21 protein-coding genes are annotated in these 24,570 nt (G+C 45.9%); 15 read left to right on the forward strand and 6 right to left on the reverse strand.

What is annotated here, in order from left to right; translation table 11 throughout:
* Nucleotides 1-145 precede the first annotated feature (145 nt).
* Nucleotides 146-547 carry a single-stranded DNA-binding protein gene (ssb, locus tag JJQ88_RS04135; RefSeq protein ID WP_210364472.1) on the forward strand — a complete coding sequence of 134 codons (402 nt, stop codon included), beginning with the start codon at nucleotides 146-148 and terminating at the stop codon, nucleotides 545-547.
* Entirely contained in the window at nucleotides 540-752 is a 213-nt protein-coding gene (locus tag JJQ88_RS04140; protein WP_210364527.1) for a hypothetical protein, read from the forward strand. Before ssb ends, JJQ88_RS04140 begins: the two co-directional genes overlap by 8 nt.
* A 608-nt stretch (nucleotides 753-1,360) precedes the next feature.
* Here JJQ88_RS04140 and JJQ88_RS04145 read toward each other — a convergent pair.
* On the reverse strand, nucleotides 1,361-4,192 hold the full coding sequence (locus JJQ88_RS04145; protein ID WP_210364473.1) for a DEAD/DEAH box helicase: 2,832 nt from the start codon (nucleotides 4,190-4,192) through the stop codon (nucleotides 1,361-1,363).
* Nucleotides 4,193-4,581: 389 nt separating this feature from the next.
* Nucleotides 4,582-6,294, reverse strand: a complete 1,713-nt coding sequence (locus tag JJQ88_RS04150) for an SWIM zinc finger family protein (protein ID WP_210364474.1) — start codon at nucleotides 6,292-6,294, stop codon at nucleotides 4,582-4,584.
* 196 nt (nucleotides 6,295-6,490) lie between these two features.
* Here JJQ88_RS04150 and JJQ88_RS04155 point away from each other — a divergent pair, with 196 nt between their 5' ends.
* Entirely contained in the window at nucleotides 6,491-7,153 is a 663-nt protein-coding gene (locus JJQ88_RS04155; protein WP_210364475.1) for a hypothetical protein, read from the forward strand.
* Nucleotides 7,154-7,167: 14 nt separating this feature from the next.
* On the forward strand, nucleotides 7,168-8,403 hold the full coding sequence (locus JJQ88_RS04160) for an efflux RND transporter periplasmic adaptor subunit (protein WP_210364476.1): 1,236 nt from the start codon (nucleotides 7,168-7,170) through the stop codon (nucleotides 8,401-8,403).
* A 694-nt stretch (nucleotides 8,404-9,097) separates the two neighbouring features.
* Here the strand turns inward: JJQ88_RS04160 and JJQ88_RS04165 are convergent.
* Entirely contained in the window at nucleotides 9,098-10,258 is a 1,161-nt protein-coding gene (locus tag JJQ88_RS04165) for a DUF4367 domain-containing protein (RefSeq protein ID WP_210364477.1), read from the reverse strand.
* Nucleotides 10,212-10,769, reverse strand: a complete 558-nt coding sequence (locus JJQ88_RS04170; protein ID WP_210364478.1) for a sigma-70 family RNA polymerase sigma factor — start codon at nucleotides 10,767-10,769, stop codon at nucleotides 10,212-10,214. Before JJQ88_RS04170 ends, JJQ88_RS04165 begins: the two co-directional genes overlap by 47 nt.
* A gap of 218 nt (nucleotides 10,770-10,987) precedes the next feature.
* On the opposite strand from JJQ88_RS04170, the gene JJQ88_RS04175 reads away from it, so the two are divergent.
* Nucleotides 10,988-12,676: a cell wall-binding repeat-containing protein gene (locus JJQ88_RS04175; RefSeq protein WP_210364479.1), complete on the forward strand. Its 1,689-nt coding sequence runs from the start codon at nucleotides 10,988-10,990 to the stop codon at nucleotides 12,674-12,676.
* 132 nt (nucleotides 12,677-12,808) lie between these two features.
* Here the strand turns inward: JJQ88_RS04175 and JJQ88_RS04180 are convergent, their stop codons facing one another.
* Nucleotides 12,809-13,852, reverse strand: coding sequence for a C40 family peptidase (locus JJQ88_RS04180; RefSeq protein WP_210364480.1), 1,044 nt, complete (start codon nucleotides 13,850-13,852; stop codon nucleotides 12,809-12,811).
* Between the two features lie 203 nt (nucleotides 13,853-14,055).
* On the opposite strand from JJQ88_RS04180, the gene JJQ88_RS04185 reads away from it, so the two are divergent.
* Nucleotides 14,056-14,211, forward strand: a complete 156-nt coding sequence (locus JJQ88_RS04185; protein ID WP_210364481.1) for a YwzD family small protein — start codon at nucleotides 14,056-14,058, stop codon at nucleotides 14,209-14,211.
* Nucleotides 14,212-14,351: 140 nt separating this feature from the next.
* Nucleotides 14,352-15,227 carry a UTP--glucose-1-phosphate uridylyltransferase GalU gene (gene galU, locus JJQ88_RS04190; RefSeq protein ID WP_210364482.1) on the forward strand — a complete coding sequence of 292 codons (876 nt, stop codon included), beginning with the start codon at nucleotides 14,352-14,354 and terminating at the stop codon, nucleotides 15,225-15,227.
* Between the two features lie 35 nt (nucleotides 15,228-15,262).
* Here the strand turns inward: galU and JJQ88_RS04195 are convergent, their stop codons facing one another.
* Nucleotides 15,263-16,042 (reverse strand): SGNH/GDSL hydrolase family protein, encoded by a 780-nt coding sequence (locus JJQ88_RS04195; RefSeq protein ID WP_210364483.1) that lies wholly within the window; start codon nucleotides 16,040-16,042, stop codon nucleotides 15,263-15,265.
* 221 nt (nucleotides 16,043-16,263) lie between these two features.
* On the opposite strand from JJQ88_RS04195, the gene JJQ88_RS04200 reads away from it, so the two are divergent.
* The 8 genes from JJQ88_RS04200 to JJQ88_RS04235 all read left to right on the forward strand — a co-directional run bounded on the left by JJQ88_RS04200 (nucleotide 16,264) and on the right by JJQ88_RS04235 (nucleotide 24,504).
* Nucleotides 16,264-17,013, forward strand: coding sequence for a YveK family protein (locus JJQ88_RS04200; protein ID WP_210364484.1), 750 nt, complete (start codon nucleotides 16,264-16,266; stop codon nucleotides 17,011-17,013).
* Nucleotides 17,003-17,707: a CpsD/CapB family tyrosine-protein kinase gene (locus JJQ88_RS04205; protein ID WP_481748278.1), complete on the forward strand. Its 705-nt coding sequence runs from the start codon at nucleotides 17,003-17,005 to the stop codon at nucleotides 17,705-17,707. Before JJQ88_RS04200 ends, JJQ88_RS04205 begins: the two co-directional genes overlap by 11 nt.
* A gap of 126 nt (nucleotides 17,708-17,833) precedes the next feature.
* Nucleotides 17,834-18,598: a tyrosine-protein phosphatase gene (locus JJQ88_RS04210; protein WP_210364485.1), complete on the forward strand. Its 765-nt coding sequence runs from the start codon at nucleotides 17,834-17,836 to the stop codon at nucleotides 18,596-18,598.
* 289 nt (nucleotides 18,599-18,887) lie between these two features.
* Nucleotides 18,888-20,711, forward strand: coding sequence for a polysaccharide biosynthesis protein (locus JJQ88_RS04215; RefSeq protein ID WP_210364486.1), 1,824 nt, complete (start codon nucleotides 18,888-18,890; stop codon nucleotides 20,709-20,711).
* 274 nt (nucleotides 20,712-20,985) lie between these two features.
* Nucleotides 20,986-22,119, forward strand: coding sequence for a DegT/DnrJ/EryC1/StrS family aminotransferase (locus JJQ88_RS04220; protein ID WP_210364487.1), 1,134 nt, complete (start codon nucleotides 20,986-20,988; stop codon nucleotides 22,117-22,119).
* Nucleotides 22,116-22,760 carry a sugar transferase gene (locus tag JJQ88_RS04225; RefSeq protein WP_210364524.1) on the forward strand — a complete coding sequence of 215 codons (645 nt, stop codon included), beginning with the start codon at nucleotides 22,116-22,118 and terminating at the stop codon, nucleotides 22,758-22,760. The genes JJQ88_RS04220 and JJQ88_RS04225 overlap by 4 nt, the downstream gene beginning before the upstream one ends.
* Nucleotides 22,757-23,377, forward strand: a complete 621-nt coding sequence (locus JJQ88_RS04230) for an acetyltransferase (RefSeq protein WP_210364488.1) — start codon at nucleotides 22,757-22,759, stop codon at nucleotides 23,375-23,377. Before JJQ88_RS04225 ends, JJQ88_RS04230 begins: the two co-directional genes overlap by 4 nt.
* A 17-nt stretch (nucleotides 23,378-23,394) precedes the next feature.
* Nucleotides 23,395-24,504 carry a glycosyltransferase family 4 protein gene (locus JJQ88_RS04235; protein WP_210364489.1) on the forward strand — a complete coding sequence of 370 codons (1,110 nt, stop codon included), beginning with the start codon at nucleotides 23,395-23,397 and terminating at the stop codon, nucleotides 24,502-24,504.
* The last annotated feature ends 66 nt before the right edge of the window (nucleotides 24,505-24,570 follow it).

Genomic DNA, 24,570 nt, shown 5'->3' on the forward strand with positions numbered 1-24,570 from the left:
TCCTGATGCCGGATTAAAACTGAATTACAAATTGAAAAATCTCCGCTAGCAGCCAGTTTGCCTGCTGGAATGTTTAATTTTGCCATTTTGCAGCGGGGATGAAGCAGGAATATAATGGGCGTGTAAGTAGAAAGGAGTTGAGAAGGTGATCAATCAAGTAACACTTGTCGGGAGACTGACAAGGGACCCCGAGCTGAAATGGACGCCCGATGGCAAGGCCGTATCGAATGTCACGCTTGCAGTCAACAGGCACTATAAGAATCAGCACGGTGAAATCGAAGCTGACTTTGTCCATTGCACATTATGGAACAAGACAGCAGAGAACACGGTCAATTACTGCAGGAAAGGATCGGTTATCGGTGTGACAGGCCGGATCCAGACAAGGAATTACGAAAACCAGGAAGGGCGACGTGTCTACGTCACCGAAGTGGTCGCAGAAGGTGTGCGCTTCTTGAGTTCGAAGCCACAAAAGGAATCCTTTGAACCGAAGGGAAGCGAGCATCCTACCCCTCCGGCAGAAGAAAGGGAGGAACTGCCCTTTGCCTAATGAAAGCGAATCGCTCGAAAAGCTGCTCGTCAGCCTGATCAAAATGACCGGAAAAACAAATGAAAAGGTCGACGAACTAATGAAACGCATACACCAGCTCGAACTCGCACACAAAGAACAAAGAATCAACCGCGTCTATTCCTTCATCGCCGAACCACCCAACCCCACCTCCGGCTTCCGCAGAAAAGACTATTCCAAAACATAAACACTAACAATCTCACCTCGAAAAAAGCCTCTTAAGAAGACTTCAAGAGAGAGAATCAATACCCAATCTCCAATATACCCTCAAACTTAGACGCCGGCTTGGTCCATAAGCCGGTTTTTTTGTGTGCTTCCGTTGATGAAAAAGCTAGACTAGCGTTCCTGACAAAAAATTTTACGCCTCTTGAAATCAAGTGGGGGAATCTGAAGAAAATTTATGCTTTCCGAGGTGAATTTAGCGTTTTTATAGATTGTGTAGTGGATGTGGTTAGCGATTTAGCGAATTCGAGCAATAAATTAACGGAAATCAGCAATAAATTCCGGCACCAGCAACAAATTAATGGATACGAATAGCAATTTAGCGGATATCGTCAGTAATTCAGCGGGAACCCGCAATATCCAGCCAGAACCGTATTAATCTAGCGGAAATCGGCAATAATCTAGCGCGAAAGCAGATTAATCCAGCGACTTGGATTAAAATGGAAATCGCCCCCAATCAAAAAATCTTCACAAAACCCAACTCAAACAAAAAAGCAGCACCCAATGGGCTGCGCCGCCACGAATGTTCAACATCCAAATGTGGCGCGTTTCCCATGGGGCACTGCCCTATCCTTAAGATAAAAATACTAGTTCATGCAATTCCTCAGTCGACAGCTCGGTGATCCAGCTGTCGCTCTGGATGATCTGGTCGTTCAGCGACTGCTTTTTCTCGAGCATCGCATCGATTTTTTCCTCTAAAGTACCCGTGCTGATCAGCTTGTGAACATGAACGAACCGGCTCTGCCCAATCCGGTAGGCGCGGTCAGTTGCCTGGTTCTCGACCGCAGGGTTCCACCAGCGGTCATAGTGGACAACGTGGTTGGCTGCCGTCAGGTTCAGCCCGGTTCCGCCAGCCTTCAGCGACAACAGGAACACAGGGAATTCACGGTTTTGGAACCTCATAATCAGCTCATCGCGCTTCATCTTCGGCAGGCTGCCATTCAGGAAAGGGACGTCGATGCCGAATTCTTTTTTCAGCGCTGTCTGGATCATTTCCCCCATGCCAATGTACTGGGTAAAAATAATGCAGCTTTCCTCCTGATCAAGGACAGCGCCAACAAGCTCGGCCATTTTTTCCATCTTTGCGGACCGGTCGATCAGATGCTTTGGATTGTCTTCTTTCAAGTAAAGAGCAGGGTGGTTGCACAGCTGTTTCAGCCTGCTCAACAGCTGCAGGATCAATCCTTTGCGTTCAAAGCCAGATAATGTTTCAATCTGCGCGAAGGTGTCCTTGACGAGCTGCTCATAAAGCGAAGCCTGCTCCGCCGTAAGAGGACAGTATTCCTTCTGCTCGACCTTGTCCGGCAGATTCAATGCGACATCCTCATCCTTCTTCGTCCGTCGCAACAGGAATGGCTTGATCAGCGCCTGCAGCTGTCCGATTTTTTCCTTCTTCTCTTCTTTTTCGATCGGCAGGATGAATTGCTTTTGGAACTGGCCGGCACTGCCAAGATAGCCGCGGTTCGTAAAATCGAAAATCGACCATAGCTCGGACAGGCGGTTTTCCATCGGCGTTCCCGTCAGCGCGATATGGTGCTTGCCTTTCAGCTTGCGGACCGCGCGCGATTGCTTCGTATTCGCATTCTTGATGTTCTGCGCTTCATCGATCGCGACACTGCTCCATTCAACATTGTCAAGCTCCTCAAAATCGAGGTGCGTCAAACCATACGAAGTTAATACGATATCAGCATCCATCGCGGCGGAGGTGAATTCCTCCCCCTTCAGGCGGGAAGACCCGTAATGCAGATGGACCTTCATACCGGGCGCAAACCGTTCGATCTCCTTTTGCCAGTTGCCAAGAACCGACGTAGGGCAGATAATCAGCGCCGGATGCCCATCGCCTTCCTGTTCTTTTACAGCCAGCAGGTAAGAAATCAGCTGGATTGTTTTCCCCAGCCCCATATCATCGGCAAGCAGGGCGCCGAATCCATACTTGCGCAGGAACATGAGCCAATCCATCCCGAGCTTCTGGTACGGGCGCAGCTCGCCGGCCAGTCCAGCAGGCACCGGAGACTCCGGGATTTCCTTTGTTTCTGACAACTGCTTCATCATCTGCTTCCAGTGTCGGTTCAGCTCGATCTGGATTTTTGCGAACACCCGCGGATCGTCAAGCTCCTCGCCATCTTCACCATTCTCCTCCGTAAGCTCCTGCTGCAGCAAATCGCGGATATGCAGCCCTTCCTGGTCGGCTTTCTTCATCAAATCCTGGATTTGGCGGATAAAGCTGTGGTCAAGCTTGATCCAGCGGCCCTTCAAATAGACAAGCCGCCGCTTTTCATTGACGAGGCGCTGGAACTCCTCCTCGCTGAGGTCGACTCCATTCATTGAAAAGCGCCAGTCATAATCAAGCATCGCATTCAAGCCGACAAACGAACGCCGGTAGCCAGTCTGGTTTTTCAAACGGGCTTTTACCTTCAGGTTCGCATGCTTGACCGCTTCCCACCATGAAGGAAGAAGAATTTCGATTCCGAGCGCGATCAACGTTTCGCTTGCCTCGGTCAAGAACATCCATGCCTCATCTTCGCTCAGGTTCGATTTCAGCCGCCCATCGTCTTCAAGCCAGGGGAAAATGGCGGCAAGCCTGCTTTCTTCCTGCTCGACCCTATCGCTGAAATCATCCCAGCCGGCAGGATAGCTCCCATAGTCACGGGCATCCGCCAGCATTGCAGGGTCCTGTTTGCTCCGTAAAAATAACCCGAGATTCCAGTCACCAAAGCCATCCTCAGGCTCTTCGAGATGGAGGCCAATCGTGAATGGCGCCGGATTTTCACGCAGGCCAAGCCACTCAAGCCAGCGGTCCTCGTCAAAGTAAGCGGCCAGCTGCTGGGGAGAAAGCTGCTTTTTCCGCAGGACATCAAGCTTGTCGCCAAGCAGGTATCTCATTGTCTCATTTTCATGGAAATACGCCTCAAGGGCCTGATGGAACAAATCCGCTACAAAATCACGGACGGTCACATCCTCATTCTTCACCTTGATTTTTTCCTCCCAGAACGGCTGATGGAATTCCGCAAGCACGCTCGCAGGCAGGGCCCAGCGGAACTCCTCGCTATCAAGCTGGGAAAAATCAGGATGCCATTCCCTTGCGTTAATCGCATCCAGAATCGCGTGGGCAGTCGACAAACATATGTCCCCAGCTTCATCCCATTCCCACTCAACAAGACGGTTGAAGCTTTCCTCCCCAAACAAGGTCACAAGCTGCCAAGCACTAACGGTCACGCCTTCCATTCCAGCCCACTTATCATCATCGACCATTGTCCCGTAAAAGCTTTCCTTATGGCGGAAAAACAACAGCTTCCGCCACTCAGCCAAATTCAAGTCATCACCATCGAAATCCTGGCCATACAAAAAATAACGGCCATCCGCAACCGGCCAGACATTTATCATGATCTGCTTAATCTCAAGCATGGTCCACACCTCCTTGATAGAAAAGGTACCTGAGCACCAGCAAGTTCAAGCTTTACCGCAGCAATGCAGTGGCAAGAAGTCCGGCCCGGTAACCTTCCCATTGGATAAAAGCACCGCTTCATAACGGACCCACATCCCATTCGTCAAAAGCGCAGCTTCAGGGAATCCTCCCACTCGCTAAAAGCATTGCTTCATTGAATTCTTGCACACGTCTAAAAGCGCCACTCCAAGAGTATCCCATTCAAAAAAGCATCGCTTCATCAACGGAAAGTCCCCAATCAATTAAAGCTCATCAGGAACATTCCGACACTTGCTAAAAGCTCGTGAGTACCCAGTCCCACACTCAATAAAAGCCTGGTTACACCTAAGGCCAGGCGCCAGTCCAGCCTTTATTCCACTTCAATCAGCTTGCTGCGCTGGCATTCTTCATGGAAGGCGCGCAGCCGTTTTGTTCTTGCCAGCAATTGATCGAAGAATGCTTCCCATTCAGGGAGGCGTTTCAATTTTTTATAAATGGTCCGCAGCTTTTTCAGCAGGCGGGCTGCCTGGCGGTAGCTGCTGCGGTTTTTCATCCTGATGAGGTCAGCGATCATCTGGTGGTACAGAGGGATCAGGACCTCGGGTGCTTCCTTTTGGAGCACCTTGATCCGGTCGTTTGCGATCGAATTGTACTCAAATCCGAAGTAGGATTGCAGCTCGCTCCATTGCTCGTACTGGCCCTTATCGAATAGCGATTCCTCGTATTCATAGAAACTGTATGGCATGGTCTGGGCCAGTGCCCGGTCATACAGCTCGCTGCGGCCAGTTTCGTTTGTATAGGCTCCAATCAGCTTCAGGGCGAAGCGGGTGAATTTTTTTGCAGTGTAATAGTCACCGAGGTGCTTCAAGTATTGGCGGAGCTGCTGGACCGTGTATTCAATAAACGGTGCCATTCGGCTCCACTCCCGCTGCAGCTGGAAGCCTTCAATCCAATAAAACAAGAACGGCAGCGTTTCAGCGGGAAGCGAGGCGAATCTCCTCACTGCTTCCTGGTCCCGTTTTGCTAAAATAAGCTGATGGACAAGGGCGATTTCCTCGATGATATCCCGCTTTCCATCACCGAATGCTTCCAGCCGTTCCAGCTCCTCCTCACGCCAGTCCTGGTTTTTGAATAATTTTTCCCACAGCAGGCGATACAGGTCGATCCGTTCATAGCCGCCTGCCAAACCAGGTGCCGTCAGTCCGACAGAGTCATTCTTCATTTTCTCGATGAAGCCATCAAACGAGAATGGAAGGGACCTGAACGCGAGGCGATCTACATAATCCTCGGCATCATGGAAGAGATCCTCGAACAGCGGCTGATAGTATCGCTCCAGCGTCTCCTCGGGATGCTCCAGTTCAGCGGCCAGCCGCGAAAGCAAATGGAAGGAAGACACCGCTGCTGCCATCATATATAGATTCTTCCAGATCGGCTCAATCGGAGCAGTCGCCTCGACACGGCGGAGGTAGGTGCGGAACAGCCCTGGAACGATATAAGGCTTCGGTGGCCCCTGGCCCTTCATGATTTCCCGGAAGCTTTCGGAAAAAGAAGCCTTCCACTCCTCGTAATTATGGCTGCTGCGGGAGGACTTCTTCACCAGGTCCTTCGCCCTTTGCAGCCCCCACTGTTCCGCGCTCAGCTGCTCCTTCGCCGGACGGCGCCATTCCTCGACCCAGCCAGAAACACTGCCAACCTCGGCATACGCCTGGAAGAACGCGGCCACCCGGTGGCGGCAAAATGAATCAGCCGGACAGGTACAGCTGCTTTCCTCCGGGTCCGCCGCACTTACATAGACGCGGACAGGCGTTACGTCCTGGACCGTTGCCCAAATCGAATTCACCATATATTTCAGATGATGGACCGTCCCTTGCCGGTACAGCATCAGTCCCTTCTGGACAAGTCGCGCATCCTCCTCGGCCTCTGGCTTCAACATCTTATTCAATTTTGCGGCAGCTGCTTTTAATATGGGTGCCTGGTTCTCCGGTATGACAGCCACAATCGTTCCCCCGTTCACCGTTCGATTTTTCCTATCCACATATTGAAAAGTCATGGATTGTTCATAACCATCGCCTAAAAACGACATCCACGGCTCCGTAATGGTGATAAAATTAAAAAAACATATTCTTTTATTATACCCAAAAATCCGCTCTTCGAGGAGTGGGGATGCTTGTACCAGATAAAAACACAGAAAACTGTTTGATAAAAACTGCTGGTTATAATTTCAATATCTTCTATATTTCGTATAAAATAGAGGTAACAACATTCATGGGGGACTGGCAATGGATAATAGAGTAGAAGTGCTTCGCGGGCTGTTTCAGTATCCAAATTATACATATAAATTGAGAGATTCCGAGGAAGTCGCCGGCGTATGGAAAAAAGCAACGCTCTTGATCCTGCTGAGCGGGCTCGTCTTTGGGTTCAGCGCCTATTTTGGCATAGGATCGGAATACCTATCGAAAAAACTGACAGCGATCTCCCGGGATGAATATGAAATGCATAAGCTCCTGTTCATGGGAGGGCAAACATTGCTCGGCCTTGTGTTCGGCGCTGTGATGATTTTTCTGCCAGCCTTGTTCTTCTGGACATTATCAGACCTTGATCTGAAGAAGCTTGTTTCTGTCCAATTGTTTGTGCTGCCTATCTTCCTTTTGGAAAAATTGATTGTGATCCCGCTCGCTCTCTTGCTTGGATTGACGCAGGTTTCATCGCCGTTCTCGCTTGGCATCATCGCCCAGTACCTGACCGGGAATGATTTCCTCATCTACTTTTTTGCATCCATCACACTGTTTAAAATTTGGGCGATTTTCATAGAATACAAGTATTTGAAGATGCTGACCGAGAAATCCCCAAGAATCATCCTTTCGATGGTCCTCGGCATCAATCTGATCATTTGGATCTTTGCCGCGCTGTTTTCATTTATTCAATTTGAGAAGATTTTGTAAGAGGGGTGTAAGCGATGAAAAAGAAAACAGCTATTCTTTTATCAGCAGGAATTCTTTTTGTTTCGGCTAATTTATACCTGGCCCTGAAGGACGACAGCAAAGCCGTCCGTTCCTCGTATATCACTAAATGGGAAGCAATCGGCAAGGAGAAGTTGACAGAAACGCTGAAAGCTTCCGGGGTGGTCACGCCTGCGGAAGAGCATTACGTTTATTACAATGACAATCCTGGAGGCTTCAAGAAATTCCTTGTCAAAGAAGGGGATCAAGTCAACAGCGGCAGCCCGCTCTACGAGTATGCATCTGAAAATGTAGCAACGGACAAGACCAAGCTCGAAGTGGAAAAAAGCCAGCTTGTCAGGGAGGCCACGCTAATCGATGAACAAATCCAGCAGCTCCTATATCTCCAGTCCGTTTCCTCTTCGACATCAGATAGCAGCACCCCGGTAACAGGAGACGGGACAATCGATTCAGGTTCTTCTTCCAATGAACTTGTCAAGGTTTCGATAGAAAAAGAAATCTACGACAAGCAGCTGGAGAAAGGCCGGATCATGGCGGAAATCCAAAAATACGATGAAACGATTAGATCCCATAATAGCGGCGATCAGCTGGGCATCAACAGCGACGTGGACGGAACGGTCAAAAAGATCAATTATGACCTGAAAAATCCAATCGTCACAATCATCAGTGACAAGCCGAAGGTAGAAGGGACTTTTACCGAAAGGGACCTCAAAAAGGTAGAGGAAGGCATGGAAGCCTATATAAAATCTGATTTGATCAAGAAAAAGGCAGCCGGAACGCTGACAAAGATCGCCGCCTTCCCAGAAAAGGACCCATCCGTTAAAGAGGAAAGCAACTTCCCGTTCGAAGTCCAGCTTGACGAAGAAAATGAGGAAATCATCAAAGGCGCCCATGTCGACGTCACAATCGTTACTGACAAAGTGCTTAACGCAGCCACCGTACCGGCAAGAGCAATCGAGAAGGGCAAGAAAAACCACTACATTTATGTACTGAACGAAAAAGGCGAAGTCGAAAAACGAAAAATCAAAAAAGGCATGGAACAGGCCGGAAAAGTCGAAATCTCCAAAGGCGCCAAACCAAGCGAACTCATCGTCCGCAAGCCCGAACAAATCCAGCAAGAAAACAGCCCATTCTTCAGCAAAGCCAAACCAAGCACCATCAACCAAATGCCATTCAACCAAGAAACCAAACGCAACATCCTCAAACACATCATCGTCGCCTTCTTCAAATGAAGCACGGGGACGGTTCTCCTGCTTCACATTAGGAGCAGGATTAAAAAAAGGGAGCCGGACGGCTTCCTCTCAGACTGTAGACAAACTCGATGGAAATCGTGTTTGTCTACAGTCTTTTTTTTGCTGGTGCTGGAATGGAGCTGTTGATTTCCATTCCAGGCGCTTCGCTTTCCACGGGGCCGGCGGGGTGAGCCTCACCGTCGCCGTTGGCGCCTGCGGCGGGGTCTCACCTGTCCAGCTGATCCCGCAGGAGTCTACGCGCCTTCCACTCCATCAACAGGACTTCTAAATTTAGCGTGGAACTAAACATAAGTCTTTTTTAAATAGATACATATAACGCTTGAGGTGATAAAGATGCTATCGAAGAACAATTCAATCCAACGAGACCAATTAGAAATGGTTGCTTTAGACCAGCTTGTTCCAAACCCGGCAGGCGGGTCTAGTGACCCTTGGCCGCAAGTTTCATGTTCTCAGCATTGTTCCATGAAAAATAGAAGAACTGAGTAAATGCGATCCTAAGACCTGACCACAAAAAAGGAAGCCATCCTGCTTCCTTTCATCTTGCGGACTAAATGTTCCTGACAGATCTGACCTTGTGCCAGGTCCCGATAAATGAAGGAATTAATGTAGGGGGGATAGTCTTATTTCGAAGATAGCTTCCTGTTCCAGCCAAACAATAAAAAAGCTGGTGTTCTCACCAGCTTAAATCGGTAATGATCCATCTTTGTCCATCCCAGCTGAACACGACTCTCAAAACAGCCGGGCTATATAGTTCGGATGTGTTTTTTTGCGTCAAGGTGTATTGTTCTTTGCCTGTTTTAGAAAATTCATACGGGTCGGATGTTGAAAAGAACAGCGGGTATTCCGTCGGGACTGTATAGAGGCCATCCTCTTCTTCCTTGATCCGATGGTCAAAGACCTTCGCGGCGGCTTCCTTTGTCATCACGCCTGCGAATTGCTCATAATATTCATCCTTGGTGGCAATGGTCCTGAATTTCATGCTGTCTGATTCATATTCCGGGTTAACGGTGATTTTTTTGTACTGCGAGAGCAATGCAATCGCGTCATCAGCTGTCCATTCTGGTACTGTACCTTCCACTTTGGCCGGCGTGTCGTCTGCAGGTTCTTCATTTGCAGGCGTTTCCTCCGCAGGTTCCTCTTTGCCCGGCGGTTCTTCCGCCACTTCCTGCTCGGCCTCCAGCTTCTCGATTTCCCCGGCAAGCAGGGAGTCATAGCCTTTAGCCGTCAGAATCGAGTCGACAATTTTCAATAATTCAAGCTTGCTCATTTCCCCTTTTTGCTCGACGGTGTGAATATAGCCTTCCTCTTCCCAGGAAACATAGGAGGTCGCCTGATCCACAGCGGCATACTGTCCCGTCAAATCCGCAGCCAGCTGCAAATCCCCGGTTCCCCCGGTTCCCTTTCCTTTACGCATGCCATAGCTAAAAGAATCGCCCTCAGCCTCAGGGTTCACATAGATATGTTGATAGAGTTCCCCATCCGTGCGAGTATGTTTGAAGACATATGGAGCAGGAACATAAGTTGGGAACACCAACTCAGGCTTTGGCTCCTTTTCCTTATCCGGGACAGTCTGCTCTGGAGGGGTTTCCTGTCCGGGATTCATGTTATTGTCAGTGAAAACCAGCCAATAGATGCCCGCGGCAAAGATGCTGAAAAAAGCTATGCTCAAGCCAATCGGAACAAATCGCTGGAATCTATGCATTTTCTTCCTGCCTGCCGGAGTACGCCCATCTATTTTCCGCATGACCCCATCCCGCATCTTTTCTGTGAACTCAAAATCAGCCAGCTCATCCGCCAGCATTTCGCTCTTTAGTTTTTTCAATCGGTCCTCCATATTCAAACCTCCCTTCCTCCAGGATCTCCTTTAACAGTTCCCTTGCCCGAACAAGCCTCGTCTTAACGGTGTTCAGGTTCAAACCGCAAATATCACTGATTTCCTTTTGACTGCATTCCTGGAAATAATATAGAAAGATGACCTCCCTGTATTTGACCGGCAGCTGGAACAAAGCATGCTGCAATTCGCTTTTTTCATCTTCCTGTACGCATTGATCCTCAGGCCCTGCTTGAGTGCTTTTGAAAAATGACAACAGATAATCGGAAACATGCATTTTCCGGTGGTACCAGCTCTTCAGATAATCCTTGCAGTGGTTTGCCGCAATCCGGTAAAGCCATGTCTGGATGGCTGAATTTCCCTGGAAGGTATCAAGTCTCTCGAAGCATTTGAAAAATATTTCCTGAGTCAAATCCTCGGCAGTCTCCCGATTCCTTACATACGAGTAGGCAAGATGAAGCACAGCGGTTCCATATTCCTCCATCAACATCTTAATCGTTTCATTTCGGTCCATATGATCACCTCCCAGGGCCATTATCAATATTTAGACGAAATAGGAAACCAAAAAGTTGGAATCTAGCACTGATTTTTTTCAAAAACTCCCTAAAATAGAAATGGTAAACATTCCCTAGATAGAGTACAATATTTATAGTCCCAATTACTCATTACTTTCCTAAATTTTCTGATTAAAATGAGGAAGGACTGAATAATTTCATAGAGGAGCGGAAAGATTTGAAACCATTGACAAAGTTCTATTCGACGCTTGCATCGGCAGCACTGATGACATCCCTTGTCTTTAGCCCGGCAGCATTTGCGGAAGGGAACACCCTGGAACCGACAGATGCCCAAAAGGAAATGAAGAAACAGCAAATCATCACAAGCCTGCAAAACAACGATTTCAAGCCAGCTGCAGAGCAACAGAAGAGTTTCTCAGCTCTTGCAATTTCATCCGCCGTTTATTCTGGAAAAGTGGATTTCTACCACACTCACGTGTATAATTTCGATTCCGCAGGCGGGGAGTTTACCCTGACTGATCACGCTTCTTCTGAGATAGACTTATATATTTTCAATAATGCCACAGGTGAAGATGTCCAGCCTGTGTCCGATAAATCTTTTAACATTCCTGCCGGAAACTATTCGATGTTAGTAACGAGCTATGATGTATCCATGTCGAACTATAGTTTTGAGCTGAAAGGCAACTTTGTCTCCGGGCCGGACACAACCCTGCCGGCATTGACTATGACATCTCCAAACGCGAGTGAGCTCCGCCTTCCTAAGGGTTCTTCGACAACGTTTGCGGTAAAAGGAACAACCGATGCCGAGTCTATTGGAATTGAAAAAAATAGTACAATCTATGATCCAATAGAAGGGCCTGGAACTTTCAGCAAGAGCATCACCCTTGACAAAGGTTTGAACGCTATCCAAGTTTCTGCCTTTGAAGCTACTGGCAATGCAGTCTTTTCTGATCACTATGTGACACTTCCAGGCGTGGCAAGAATCGCCGGCAAGGACAGATACGCGGTATCCGCAGGTGTCAGCAAGGAATTCAATAAATTCTTCAATACGGGCACAATCGTGATTTCCCGCGGCGACCTGTACCCGGATGCGTTATCCGGCGGGCCACTGGCGGCAATGGAAGGTGCTCCTGTCCTGCTAACAGCAACAAAAGGACTGCCAACCGACATCAAGAACCAGGTTTCAAGGCTTGGAGCGGAGCGGGCCATCATCCTTGGCGGCACCGGGTCAGTATCGACAACCGTTGAAAGCCAGCTTAGAAGCCTGGGAGTAACGAGCATCGAACGGATCGGCGGAAAAGACCGGTTTGTCGTTTCCGCAGACACAGCGAAACGGGTAGCGGCCAATTCAGGTTCAGATACAGCCATCATCGCAAGCGGCATGGTCTTCCCGGATGCTCTTTCCGCTTCAACGATCGCTGGGCCGACTGGGATGCCAATCCTGCTGGTAAAAGACAAGACCATCCCGGACGCTATCCAGGCCTTCATCAAGAACCATCCGAATATCAAAAATTATATTGTGGTAGGCGGGCCTGCTACTGTAAATGATAGTGTCATCACAAAAATCAAGCAGCTTCGCAGCGGTGCTTACGTTGAGAGGATCGGCGGCAAAGACCGTTATGAAGTGGGCATCAATGTCGCGAAGTTCGGAGTGAAGAATCTTGGCTTCGGCCTCGATACACTGACAGTCGTCCGCGGCGATATCTTCCCGGATGCATTATCAGGCGCTCCGCTGGCAAACTTCCATGAAGGACCAATCCTGTTGACAACATCCGCTAAACTGGAAGCAAAGGTCAATACATTCCTGCAAAACAACCAGTCTGCGATCGACAACATTTATATCGTCGGCGGCACAGGGTCGGTATCGACAACGACGGAACAGCAGCTGAATGGACACATTAAGTAAAAATAGAATAAAAACTTGGAGACCAAATCGCGACCGATTTGGTCTTCTTTATGGAACGACCGATTTCCCAACATGTTTAACGTTTTGATTCCAGTGGAATAGAGAAAAGGCGCCGATTTGGCGCCTTTTCTTTTAATAGAATCGCTTGAAGCTGTCGAAGTGGCTTTTATAATAAGAGTTATCGAGATTGCTCTTCATCACACCGCCTGATGAGCTTGCGTGGATGAATTCATTATTCCCGACGTAAATCCCCATATGGGAAATGCCTGGTTTATACGTATTGGCAAAAAAGACAAGGTCGCCAGGCTTAGGCTGATCAATATAGTAAGAGCGGTTGAAATACCCATCGGACGAGTACCGGCCAATCTGCTTGCCGGACTGATTGTATGCATAATAGATGAATCCGCTGCAATCAAAACCGCTAGGAGTGTTCCCAGCCCATTCGTAAGGGACGCCCAGGAGGCTGTATGCCTGATCGACGACGCTTGAACTGGCTGGTGCCGATGGCTTGGCAGGCTTGCTTACCGGCTTGCTGCTTCCGGAAACCTTCAGTGTCTGACCGACGTAAATCAGATCTGATTTAAGATTGTTCAGGGCTTTAAGCTCCTGGACAGTCACGGAATACTGCAGGCCGATTTTCGACAGCGTATCGCCGGCTTTCACAGTATAGGTTGTTGTCCCGCTTGCCGGTTTTGGCTTTGCAGCCGGGGCTGGCACAGGTGCAGGTGCTGGAGCAGGCGCTGTCGGCTGGCCGGCGTCCTGTTGGGAACCGCCCTTTGAGACTACCAGTTTCTGCCCGGGATGAATGATGTGGCCCTTGATATTGTTCCAGGACATAAGCTCGGCGAGGGATATTTGATGCCTGTTGGCAATTTGGATCAACGTATCCCCGCTGACGACAGTGTATGTATTCGCTGGTTTCGCTGCTGTGGGCTTGGCTGAGCTGTTTGCCGCGGGAACTTTTGGTGTGACCTCAAGCGTCTGATTCACATAAATTATATCAGAGGATAAATTGTTCAGCTTTTTAAGGGCATCAACGCTCGTCTGATTTTTCTGGGCGATTTTGTAAAGGGTATCGCCCTTCTGGACTGTATATGACATCGCGGAGGCACTTGCGGCAAAAGAATTCGACGCAAGCAGGGCTACAGTGGCATAAGCAGCGACTTTCTTTTTCAAATCGATTCAGCTCCTAAAAATTAGTAAAGTAATCTATCATAAGTGTAGCATACTAGTCTAGGATTTAATACCTATCAAGACAAAATATAACAAAATATTGACATTTTCACTGAAATCAGTAGAAAGATAGTTGGGAATGGATTTACAATCGTAATAGATTCGGATAGAATGAATTTATTGTTGAATAAGGGAGGTTCTTGCCAGTGGAACAAGATATTCTTCAGACCGGACTCAATCAAGAACACTTTTTTGACGTTTTAAAAAGAGCCTATGAAAAAGGCCTAACGGAAAAAGAAATAACTGTGCAGAAGATTTTGGATGACCTGACAAGTGAATTGAAGAATAATCCAGTGAAATAAAAAAGGGCAAATGGGAATCCGGAAAGGGACAAACCCATTTGCTCTTTGTATTTTTATCCCGGTCGATCCCTTTTGTGATAAACAGCTTTTCGTTTGAATAAAATAGCAAGAGGCACTTTTGTTCAAGGGAGGTCCAATGGATGAAAAAAATAACGAAGGCGATCATCCCGGCGGCAGGTCTGGGAACAAGGTTTTTACCGGCGACAAAAGCAATGCCGAAGGAGATGCTCCCAATCGTAGACAAGCCGGCGATCCAGTACATAGTTGAGGAAGCGATCGCTTCAGGGATCGAGGACATCATCATCGTGACCGGCAAAGGGAAGCGCGCGATTGAAGATCACTTCGATTATGCCCCGGAGCTTGAAATGAACCTGATTGAAAAAGGGAAAATCGAACTGCTCGATAAGGTACGCTACTCGACAAACCTGGCTGATATCCACTATATTCGCCAGAAAGAGCCGAAAGGACTTGGCCATGCGATCTGGTGTGCCCGCAATTTCATCGATGATGAACCATTTGCCGTGCTATTGGGAGATGATCTTGTCCAGAGCGGGACACCCTGCCTGAAGCAACTCCTTGACCAATTTGAAACGACACGATCGACCGTCATCGGTGTCCAGGCAATCCCCGAAAAAGAAACCCACCGCTATGGAATCATCGAGCCAACCAGCCAGGAAGGCCGGCGTTACCAGGTCGGGAACCTTGTCGAAAAACCGGAGCCAGGCACAGCCCCATCGAACCTGGCCATCATCGGCCGCTACATCCTGACACCGGAAATCTTCATGTTCCTCGATCAAATGGAGACCGGAGCAGGCGGCGAAATCCAGCTAACGGATGCCATCCAGAAACTGAACCAAATCCAGCGTGTCTTCGCCTATGAATTCGAAGGGAAAAGGTATGACATCGGCGACAAGGCTGGCTTCATCAAGACGACAATCGAGTTCGCTCTCCAGAATGAGGAACTGCGAAAGGAAGTACTGGACTTCCTTGATAAAATCATACACAGCAAGCGATGAAAAAACTGGCGGCCCGTCTAATCCGGCCGCCAGTTTTATTTAGGAATGAAATAATCAATCAAATATTCAGCCCATATTTGGTTTCCCGCTTCATTTGGATACGCTGGGTCCCCGTCCAGCAGCAATGCCCTCATGCTGTTTTCATCCTCAACCGGCCAAGCCTGCCAGTGGTCCAGAAACGGGATTCCATTCGTGTCCGCATATTCCTTCAACGCTTCAACCTGCAGTGGATAATACCGCGCCTTCGACAGAGGATTGGCTGGCTGTAAAATCACGACCGCCTTCGGATTTTCCTTCTTGATTGCCTCAATCATTTCCGTCATATGGACAGCCGCCTGTTCATTCGTAACGTACCCGTTATCCTTTAGGATAAAAGGCTCAAGCAAAATCAAATCTGCCTGTTCGGCTGCCAGTTCTTCATGTACCTCTTGTTCCACCGCCTGCCTGGAGGTTACATCATAGCTTTTCGCCGTTACCATGACGCTATTCCTATACGCTTTTTCCAACTCTGCCTTAAGCAGGGAAGCTGTTCCTTCCGAACCGGACCCAATCGCAGGGGAACCGGCAATTAAAATATGGAATGGCTGCCCTTCTTCCACGGCCATCTGAAAGTTTTCCTGTGCTTCAACAGGCCAGTGACCTGCATACTTCAAAACCCCGTCTGAAGCCGCCCTCCCTTTCCCTTCAACTATTCCTGCGTTTGTCCCTTCTTCGAGATCCCCATTTGCAGGAATCCCTTTCACCTGTACTTTTTCCTTCCAGTGCTGATTGCCAAAGAATAATACGGCAGCGCACGACAGCGCGAAAAAAATCATGAACAACCTCTTCATAGAAGATGACACTCCCCGGATACCTATGTAAATAATTCCATTTTACAAAACAAGTACAAAAATGGCGAAGAATAAGTTTTAATGTAATATATCAGGTAAAGATTTCAATTTAACTAAAATTATGACAAGATGCGGCAAAATTTACAAGCTTTTATGCTATTATAATACTCAAAAGGTTTCTTATTCACATACATAGGGAGGACGTAATGGAAGAGACAATAAGTTTAAAAGAATTACTGGAAACATTGAAAAAACGGATGCTCTTAATTCTGGCGATTACATTGACAGCGGTTATGGTCAGCGGGATTGTCAGCTTCTTCTTTTTAACGCCAATCTACCAGGCTTCGACACAAATTCTCGTCAACCAATCCAAATCAGACCAGACAACCTACAATCCAGGTGAATTGCAGACAAACCTCCAATTGATCAATACGTATAATGTCATCATCAAAAGCCCAGCGATTTTAGATCTGGTCATCAAAGAAATGAATCTCGATATGACCGCAGCCCAATTGAATGAAAAGATAACAGTCGGCAGCGAAAAGGATTCACAGGTCGTCAATATTTCGGTACAGGATCAGGATGCGAACCGTGCCGCGAAGATTGCCAACACCACGGCGAAGGTATTCAAGGAAGAAATCGCGGATATCATGAATGTCGACAACGTCAGCATCCTGGCGACAGCAACGGTAACGGATGGACAATCCCCGATCAAGCCAAAGCCGATGCTCAACATCGCGATTGCGATGGTCGTGGGCTTGATGGCTGGAGTTGGCCTCGCATTCTTATTGGAATACTTCGACAACACGGTCAAAAATGAGCAGGACATTGAAAAAACATTAGGCTTACCAGTCTTGGGTGTCATCGCGACAATAGATGATTCACTCCTAGACTCCCGGGAAAGAAACCGTAGCGCAAGAAATGCAAGAGTAAGAGGTGAGTCAATTGGTTCTTAAGAAAAAAACGAAAAAAAAAGTGATGGATAATCGCCGCAAACTGATCACAGCGCATAATCCCAAATCACCTGTTTCGGAACAATTCCGGACAATCAGGACAAATATACAGTTTGCGTCGATTGATAAAGAGATGAAAACCATCATGGTTACTTCTACGGGTCCAGGGGAGGGAAAGTCGACAATCGCCGCAAATCTTTCCGTCGTATTTGCACAGCAAGGGCGGAATGTACTGCTTGTGGATGCTGATTTAAGAAAGCCTACAGTGCACTACACCTTCAATCTGACGAACACTTTTGGATTTACAAGTGTACTGACCCGCCAAATTCCTTTAGATGAAGCAATTGCCGAGACAAACATTTCAGGTTTGTCTTTGCTGCCTAGTGGTCCAGTTCCCCCAAATCCCTCTGAACTCCTAGGTTCTGTAGCAATGGAAACGTTCATTAAGATGGTGGGGGAACAATTTGATGTTGTTATCTTCGATACACCGCCAGCATTAGCTGTTACCGATGCTCAAATTTTATCAAATAAATGCGATGGCACCATTCTTGTCGTTTCCAGCGGCAAGACTGAAACAGAAGCTGCCATCAAAGCGAAGGAACTCCTTGTGGCTTCGAAAGGGAAAATAATTGGTGCCGTACTGAACAATAAGAAGTTAAGTGATACAAATTATTACTATTACTATGCCAACAGTTAAACTCATGGAATTTTATAGATAGATAGACACAATTCGACATTTTACACCCTTTACGGTATTGATAGGGGGGTGGTAATATGGTAAAAGACCTAATGAAATGACAAAAATATGAAAGGGGTGTGCGGAATGATTGATATACATTGTCACATTCTTCCGGGAATTGATGATGGAGCCCGAACCGTGGAAGAAAGCCTGGATCTGGCCAGGGAGGCAGTCCGGGAAGGGATTAGGACAATCATTGCCACTCCCCATCATATGAATGGGCGGTATAAAAATCCAAAACATCTGATAGAGAACAAAGTGAATGAACTGAATTCAAGGCTAAAGGCTGAAGAAATAGCCATTGAGGTTCTTGCCGGCCAGGAATCGGCCATTCATGGCGAGATGGTAAAAGGTTATGAAAAAGGAGAAATCCTACCGCTCAATGGAACGCAATATGTATTTGTCGAACTCCCTGCTGGCCATGTTCCAAGATATACAGAGAAAATGCTATATGAACTGCAGCTTCGGGGGCTCATACCGATCATTGTCCATCCGGAAAGGAACCAGGAGATTTTTGAGCGTCCGGACCTTTTGTACGCTTTGATAGAGAAAGGAGCTCTTGGACAGCTTACTGCCTCCAGTATTGCCGGAATATTCGGAAAGAAAATCAAGAACTTTTCTGAACAATTGGTAGAAGCGAACCTAGTACATTTTATTGCATCTGATGCACATAACTTGGGTAAAAGGAGCTTTTATATGCAACAGGCATTTGATCACCTTGATACCAGATATGGTACTGATATGGTTTATTTCTTCCAGGAAAATGCCGAGTTGCTCGTCGAGGGGAGCAATATATTCAAGGATGTGCCAGCCAAAGTCAAAAAGAAAAAATTCCTTGGGTTTTTCTAGTCGCACCGGAGTAAAACAATGGTTGTCAGATGGAATCTGACCGGCGATGCCTCCTGACCCGTTACCCATGGAGGCACTCGATCATGCTGTGGGTTGCCCGGAAAAGCAGCCTTAGACACGCCCGTTGTCGATAGCATGGTGTGAGGGCGGGTTAGATGCCCATTCATTTATTAAAAAACTGAAATCACTAAGAAATAGATATCTAATGAAAGCATGTGTCACAGGGCGTGTGTTTTCGTTAGATATTTATTTTACCCATGGAAATACCAATTCAAAGAGGGGGATATGGATGTCGTATCACAAACGGTTGCTGCTGCTGGCAGGAATCGATTCACTGATTGTGATGGCCGCAGTCTATCTAAGCTATGTACCGCTTCATCCATCGGTTGAAACATTTAGTTATGAAAAGATTCTCGCCAGTGGGCTTTTTCTGTTTTTATTCCATCATTTGTTTGCTTCCATGTTCCAGCTTTACAACAAAGCGTGGGAATACGCGAGTGTCGGTGAATTGATCAGCATCACAAAGGCCGTCACCCTTTCTGTCATTCTTCTGGCGATGTTCCAGTATTTGATGGGCTACATTGTATATGGAAGGGTGCTTTTCACCACCTGGATGATGATGATCCTGATGATCGGCGGATCCCGCTTCTGGTGGCGGATCAACCGCGGCCGCTTTATAGGCAAGGTACAAGTTTCTGATGAAAGAGTGCTGATCATCGGTGCCGGCCAGGCTGGCACGCTCGTCGCCAGGCAGCTGCTGACCAATCCGAAACTGGGATTGACGCCTGCTGCTTTCATCGATGATGACCTGAGCAAGTACAAACTCCGGATCCATGGCATTCCGGTAGTGGGGACAAGCAGGGGCATCAACATTGCGGTGGAAAAGTACCATATTGATAAGATTGTCATCGCGATCCCGTCGCTGACCAAAAAGGAACTGACAAGGATCTTTGAAGAGTGTTCAAAAACAAAAATCCAGACCCAGATCATGCCGAATATCGAAGATGTCATGCTTGGCAAGGTGCCGGTCAGCCAATTCCGCGATGTCGAGGTAGAGGACCTGTTAGGGCGCGAACCAATCCAGCTTGATATCGCCGGCATTTCTGGCTATGTCACTGGCAAGACGGTACTCGTAACCGGGGCTGGCGGATCGATCGGATCGGAAATCTGCCGCCAGATCTGCCAGTTCGGTCCGCAAAAAATCGTCCTCGTCGGGCATGGCGAGAACAGCATCTATTCCATCGATATGGAGCTCCGCAACCGATTTGGCCAGGAAATTGAAATCATTCCGGTCATCGGCGATATCCAGGACCGGGAGCGGATGTTCGAAATCATGGAAGAGCATAGGCCGGATGTCGTCTACCATGCGGCAGCGCATAAGCATGTGCCTTTAATGGAATACAATCCGCGCGAAGCGGTGAAGAATAATGTGTTTGGCACGAAGAACGTCGCCGAGGCAGCTGAAACCTATGGTGTCGGCACGTTTGTATTAATTTCCTCCGATAAGGCAGTGAACCCAACGAATGTGATGGGGTCGACAAAGCGAATCGCGGAAATGATCATCCAGACGCTTGCCCAGCACAGCAAGACGAAATTCGTCGCCGTCCGGTTCGGAAACGTGCTCGGAAGCCGGGGCAGCGTCATTCCTTTATTCAAAAAGCAAATCCAGGCCGGCGGACCCGTCACGGTCACGCACCCGGATATGACGCGATACTTCATGACGATTCCGGAAGCATCCAGGCTTGTCATCCAGGCAGGATCACTTGCCCGCGGAGGCGAAATCTTCGTCCTCGACATGGGCGAACCAGTCAAGATCACCGACCTGGCCAAGAACTTGATCAGGCTGTCAGGCTATACAATAGAAGAAATCGGGATCAGCTATTCCGGATTACGGCCGGGAGAGAAGATGTTCGAAGAGCTGCTGAATGAAAATGAGATCCATCCAGAGCCAATCTTCCCGAAAATCTTTGTCGGCAAAGCCGTTCTGCAGCAGGAGGAAGAAATTGAATTCTTGCTACAGAGATTCGAGAACTTCAACGCATCGCAGTTGAAAGAGTATGTGATCAATTTGGCGAATCGGAAGAAGAATCACGTTTTTTTGGTAGCGAAATGATAGAATGAAACCAAATTCTAAGGAGGAAAGTTCCATAAATGATGGTCTTCCGTACTTAGCAATGATAGAAGAATCGAAAGTAAAATGAAACATTAAATAGAATCGCCCTGGTCCATTCGGAATTGGAGTGGATCTGGGGCGGTTATTTATATTCAATTCATATGGTTCAACAAAACCATTTAGTAATTAGCAGATGGTTGGATGTTGGAAACTGATTTCTAACGATGTCCTAATTACTAAAGAATGAACTTATCAATGGAAGGAAGAGTTAAAGATGGAGACAACAAAAGCGAAAGAGAGAATATTTCTTTCATCACCACATATGAGCGATGAAGGGTATGAAATGCAGTATATAAAGGAAGCTTTTGATACAAACTGGATCGCGCCACTTGGAGAAAACGTAAATGGATTTGAAAGGGAATTGGCTGACAAAGTTGGGTCGAAAGCGGCTGCTGCGCTTTCTTCCGGAACTGCTGCTATCCATATGGCTCTCAAAGCAGCAGGAGTGGGCGAAGGAGATATTGTCTTCTGTCCAACGCTTACCTTCTCAGCAACTGCCAACCCAATCATATATCAGAATGCCATCCCCGTATTTATAGACAGCGATTATGAAACATGGAACATGAGCCCTAAGGCGTTGGAAGAAGCATTTGATAAGTATCCAGAAGTAAAAGCAGTTATTGTTGTTCATCTTTATGGCCTGTCTGCAGATATGGACAAGATTATGGAGATTTGTAAGAAACACAATGTAGCGGTGATTGAAGATGCCGCTGAGTCTTTAGGGACTTACTATAAAGGTGGACATACTGGGACATTTGGGGATTATGGCATTTTTTCTTTTAATGGAAATAAAATCATCACTACTTCCGGTGGTGGAATGCTCGTTTCCAATAATGAAGAACGAATTGCTAAAGTAAGGTTTTGGGCTACTCAATCCAGGGATCAAGCAAGGCATTACCAACATAGCGAGTTAGGGTTCAATTACCGGATGAGCAATGTAGTTGCTGGAATTGGACGAGGACAGCTTAAGGTATTAGATAAGAGAGTTGAGAAGAAGCGATATATATTTGAGTTTTATAAAAAAGAACTTGGTGGACTTGAGGGTGTTAAGTTCATGCCTAGTAATGAATGGAATGAACCGAATTATTGGCTAAGCTCTATGACTTTGACTGGTAAGATACGACCAATTGATGTAATGGACGCTCTTGAAAAAGAGAATATCGAATCACGGCCAATTTGGAAACCGATGCATTTGCAACCGTTCTTTGAGAAATATGATTTTATCGGAACGGATGTATCGGAGAAGTTGTTTGAAAATGGTGTATGTTTGCCATCTGATACGAAGATGACGGATAGGGATTTGGAGAGAGTTTGTACGATTATTAAGGGGTTGTGGAAAAAACAATGAAACCTGTGAAAGGCGGAGTTTATAGGAGATATTTTAAGCGGCCAATGGATTTTTTACTGGCTACTATTGCTATTATAGTGCTTAGTCCTATATTTTTAGTAGTTGCAATCCTTGTTCGAACGAAACTCGGCAGTCCCATTTTATTTAAACAACAAAGACCTGGGTTAAATGAAAAGGTCTTTACGATGTATAAGTTTCGGACAATGACAGATAAGAAGGATGAAAATGGAGAGTTGCTTCCAGATAGTATGAGGTTGACAAAGTTTGGCCGATTCCTACGTTCAACATCTCTTGATGAGTTACCAGAACTTTTTAATATCTTAAAAGGAGATATGTCCATTGTTGGTCCAAGACCTTTGTTGGTACAGTATCTACCATTATATAATGCTCATCAAAAGAAGCGCCATATAGTAAGACCAGGATTATCTGGATTGGCACAGGTTAGTGGAAGGAATGCGATTAGCTGGGAAGAAAAATTTGACCTCGATGTACAGTACGTAAATCACGTGAGTTTTATTGAAGATTGGAAAATCATTTTTTTGACCATTAAAAAAGTATTTGTTAGAGAGGGCATTAACTCAGAAACAGCAGCTACAATGGATCCTTTTAAAGGAACTAATCAGGAGAGTTTAAAGTTATGAAAGAAAAACTTTTAATTATTGGTGCGAGTGGCCATGGGAAGGTTTGTGCTGATATAGCTTTAAAAATGAATAAATGGAAAACCGTTGAATTCCTTGATGATGATCGAAGTATCAAATCATCTATGGGGTTAAAAGTCATTGGAACTTCAGATAAAGTTTTTAAATATATAGATGAGTACGAAATTTTTGTTGGTATTGGTAATAATGCTACAAGACAAAGGATTCATGAAATGTTGGAAACAGTAGAGGCTACTATTCCTGTATTAATTCACCCGAATGCTGTAATCGGAAATCAAGTGGAAATAGGTAATGGAACAGCTGTAGTGGCAGGAGCAGTAATTAACTGTTGTACTAAAATCGGAAAAAGTTGCATTATTAACACCAGCTCTACAATTGACCACGATAATAATATTGAAAATTTTGTTCATATTTCCCCAGGTGCTCATTTAGCAGGAAGAGTTTATGTTGGGAAAGGATCGTGGTTGGGAATTGGTAGTGTTGTAAGTAATAATATAAATATTACTTGCGGTTGCCAAATAGGTGCTGGTTCTATTGTTGTTGAGGATATATCTGAACCAGGGGTTTATGTTGGCGTTCCTTCAAGAAAGATACAATAGGAAATGGGGAAGTAACAATGAAAATTTTATATGTAACTACAATTTCAAATACAGTAAATGCGTTTTTAATTCCCCATATTAGGTTGTTATTACAACTAGGACACCAAGTTGATGTAGCTTTTAATATTGAACAGGATATAGATCCAGAGTTATTAAAATTAGGATGCAAAGTTTACAACTTAGGATTTAAACGCTCTCCTATTAAAAAGCAAAACTATTTTGCTTATAAAGAACTAAAAAAACTTATAAAAGATAGAGGATATGATTTAGTTCATACACATACACCAGTTGCATCAGTATGTGTTAGGCTCGCTTGCAAAAATATTAAAAATGTAAAAGTATTATACACAGCACATGGTTTCCACTTTTTTAAAGGAGCACCCTTTAAAAATTGGATAATATATTATCCAATTGAATGGTTATTATCAAGGTATACAGACGTATTAATAACTATAAATAAAGAGGATTATGAAAGAGCAAGCAAGTCATTTAAAGTCAGAAAAAAAGTTATGTATATCCCGGGTGTTGGATTAAATATCAAAAGGTTCAATAAAATAGTTGTTGATAAACATGATAAGCTCGATGATATTGGTGTGCCAGAAAATTCTTTTCTATTAATTTCGGTGGGGGAGTTAAATAAAAATAAGAATCATGAAACAGTTATAAAAGCTCTAGCGAGGATTAAAGTTTCTAATATCTTTTATATAATTACAGGACAAGGTCAACAAGAACGGTATTTGGAAAAATTAATAAAAGATTTAAATTTACAAAACCAAGTTAAGTTATTAGGGTTTCGAAAAGATATAATTGATTTATGTAAGATCGCAGATGTTTTTGTTTTTCCCTCATATAGAGAAGGTTTATCAGTGGCTTTAATGGAAGCCATGGCCTCTGGGTTACCAGTGGTTTGTTCTAACATTAGAGGAAATTCTGATTTAATTACCGATGGACAAAATGGTTACTTAGTAGAACCTCATGATATAGAAGGCTTTTCTAAATCTATCTTAAAACTTTATACTTCCAATGAATTGAGAACAAAATTTGGGAAATCAAATTATAAAAAGATTTATAGTTATTCTCTTGATAGTGTTTTAAAAAAAATAGAGAAAATATATGGAAATATATAAGAGTAACAAATATATACTTCTTCTTTTTATTGTGGGTATAACGTAAAAAAATTTAGTCAAATGCTT

It is taken from the genome of Bacillus sp. REN3 (genome assembly GCF_017912555.1).
GTDB lineage: Bacteria > Bacillota > Bacilli > Bacillales > Cytobacillaceae > Mesobacillus.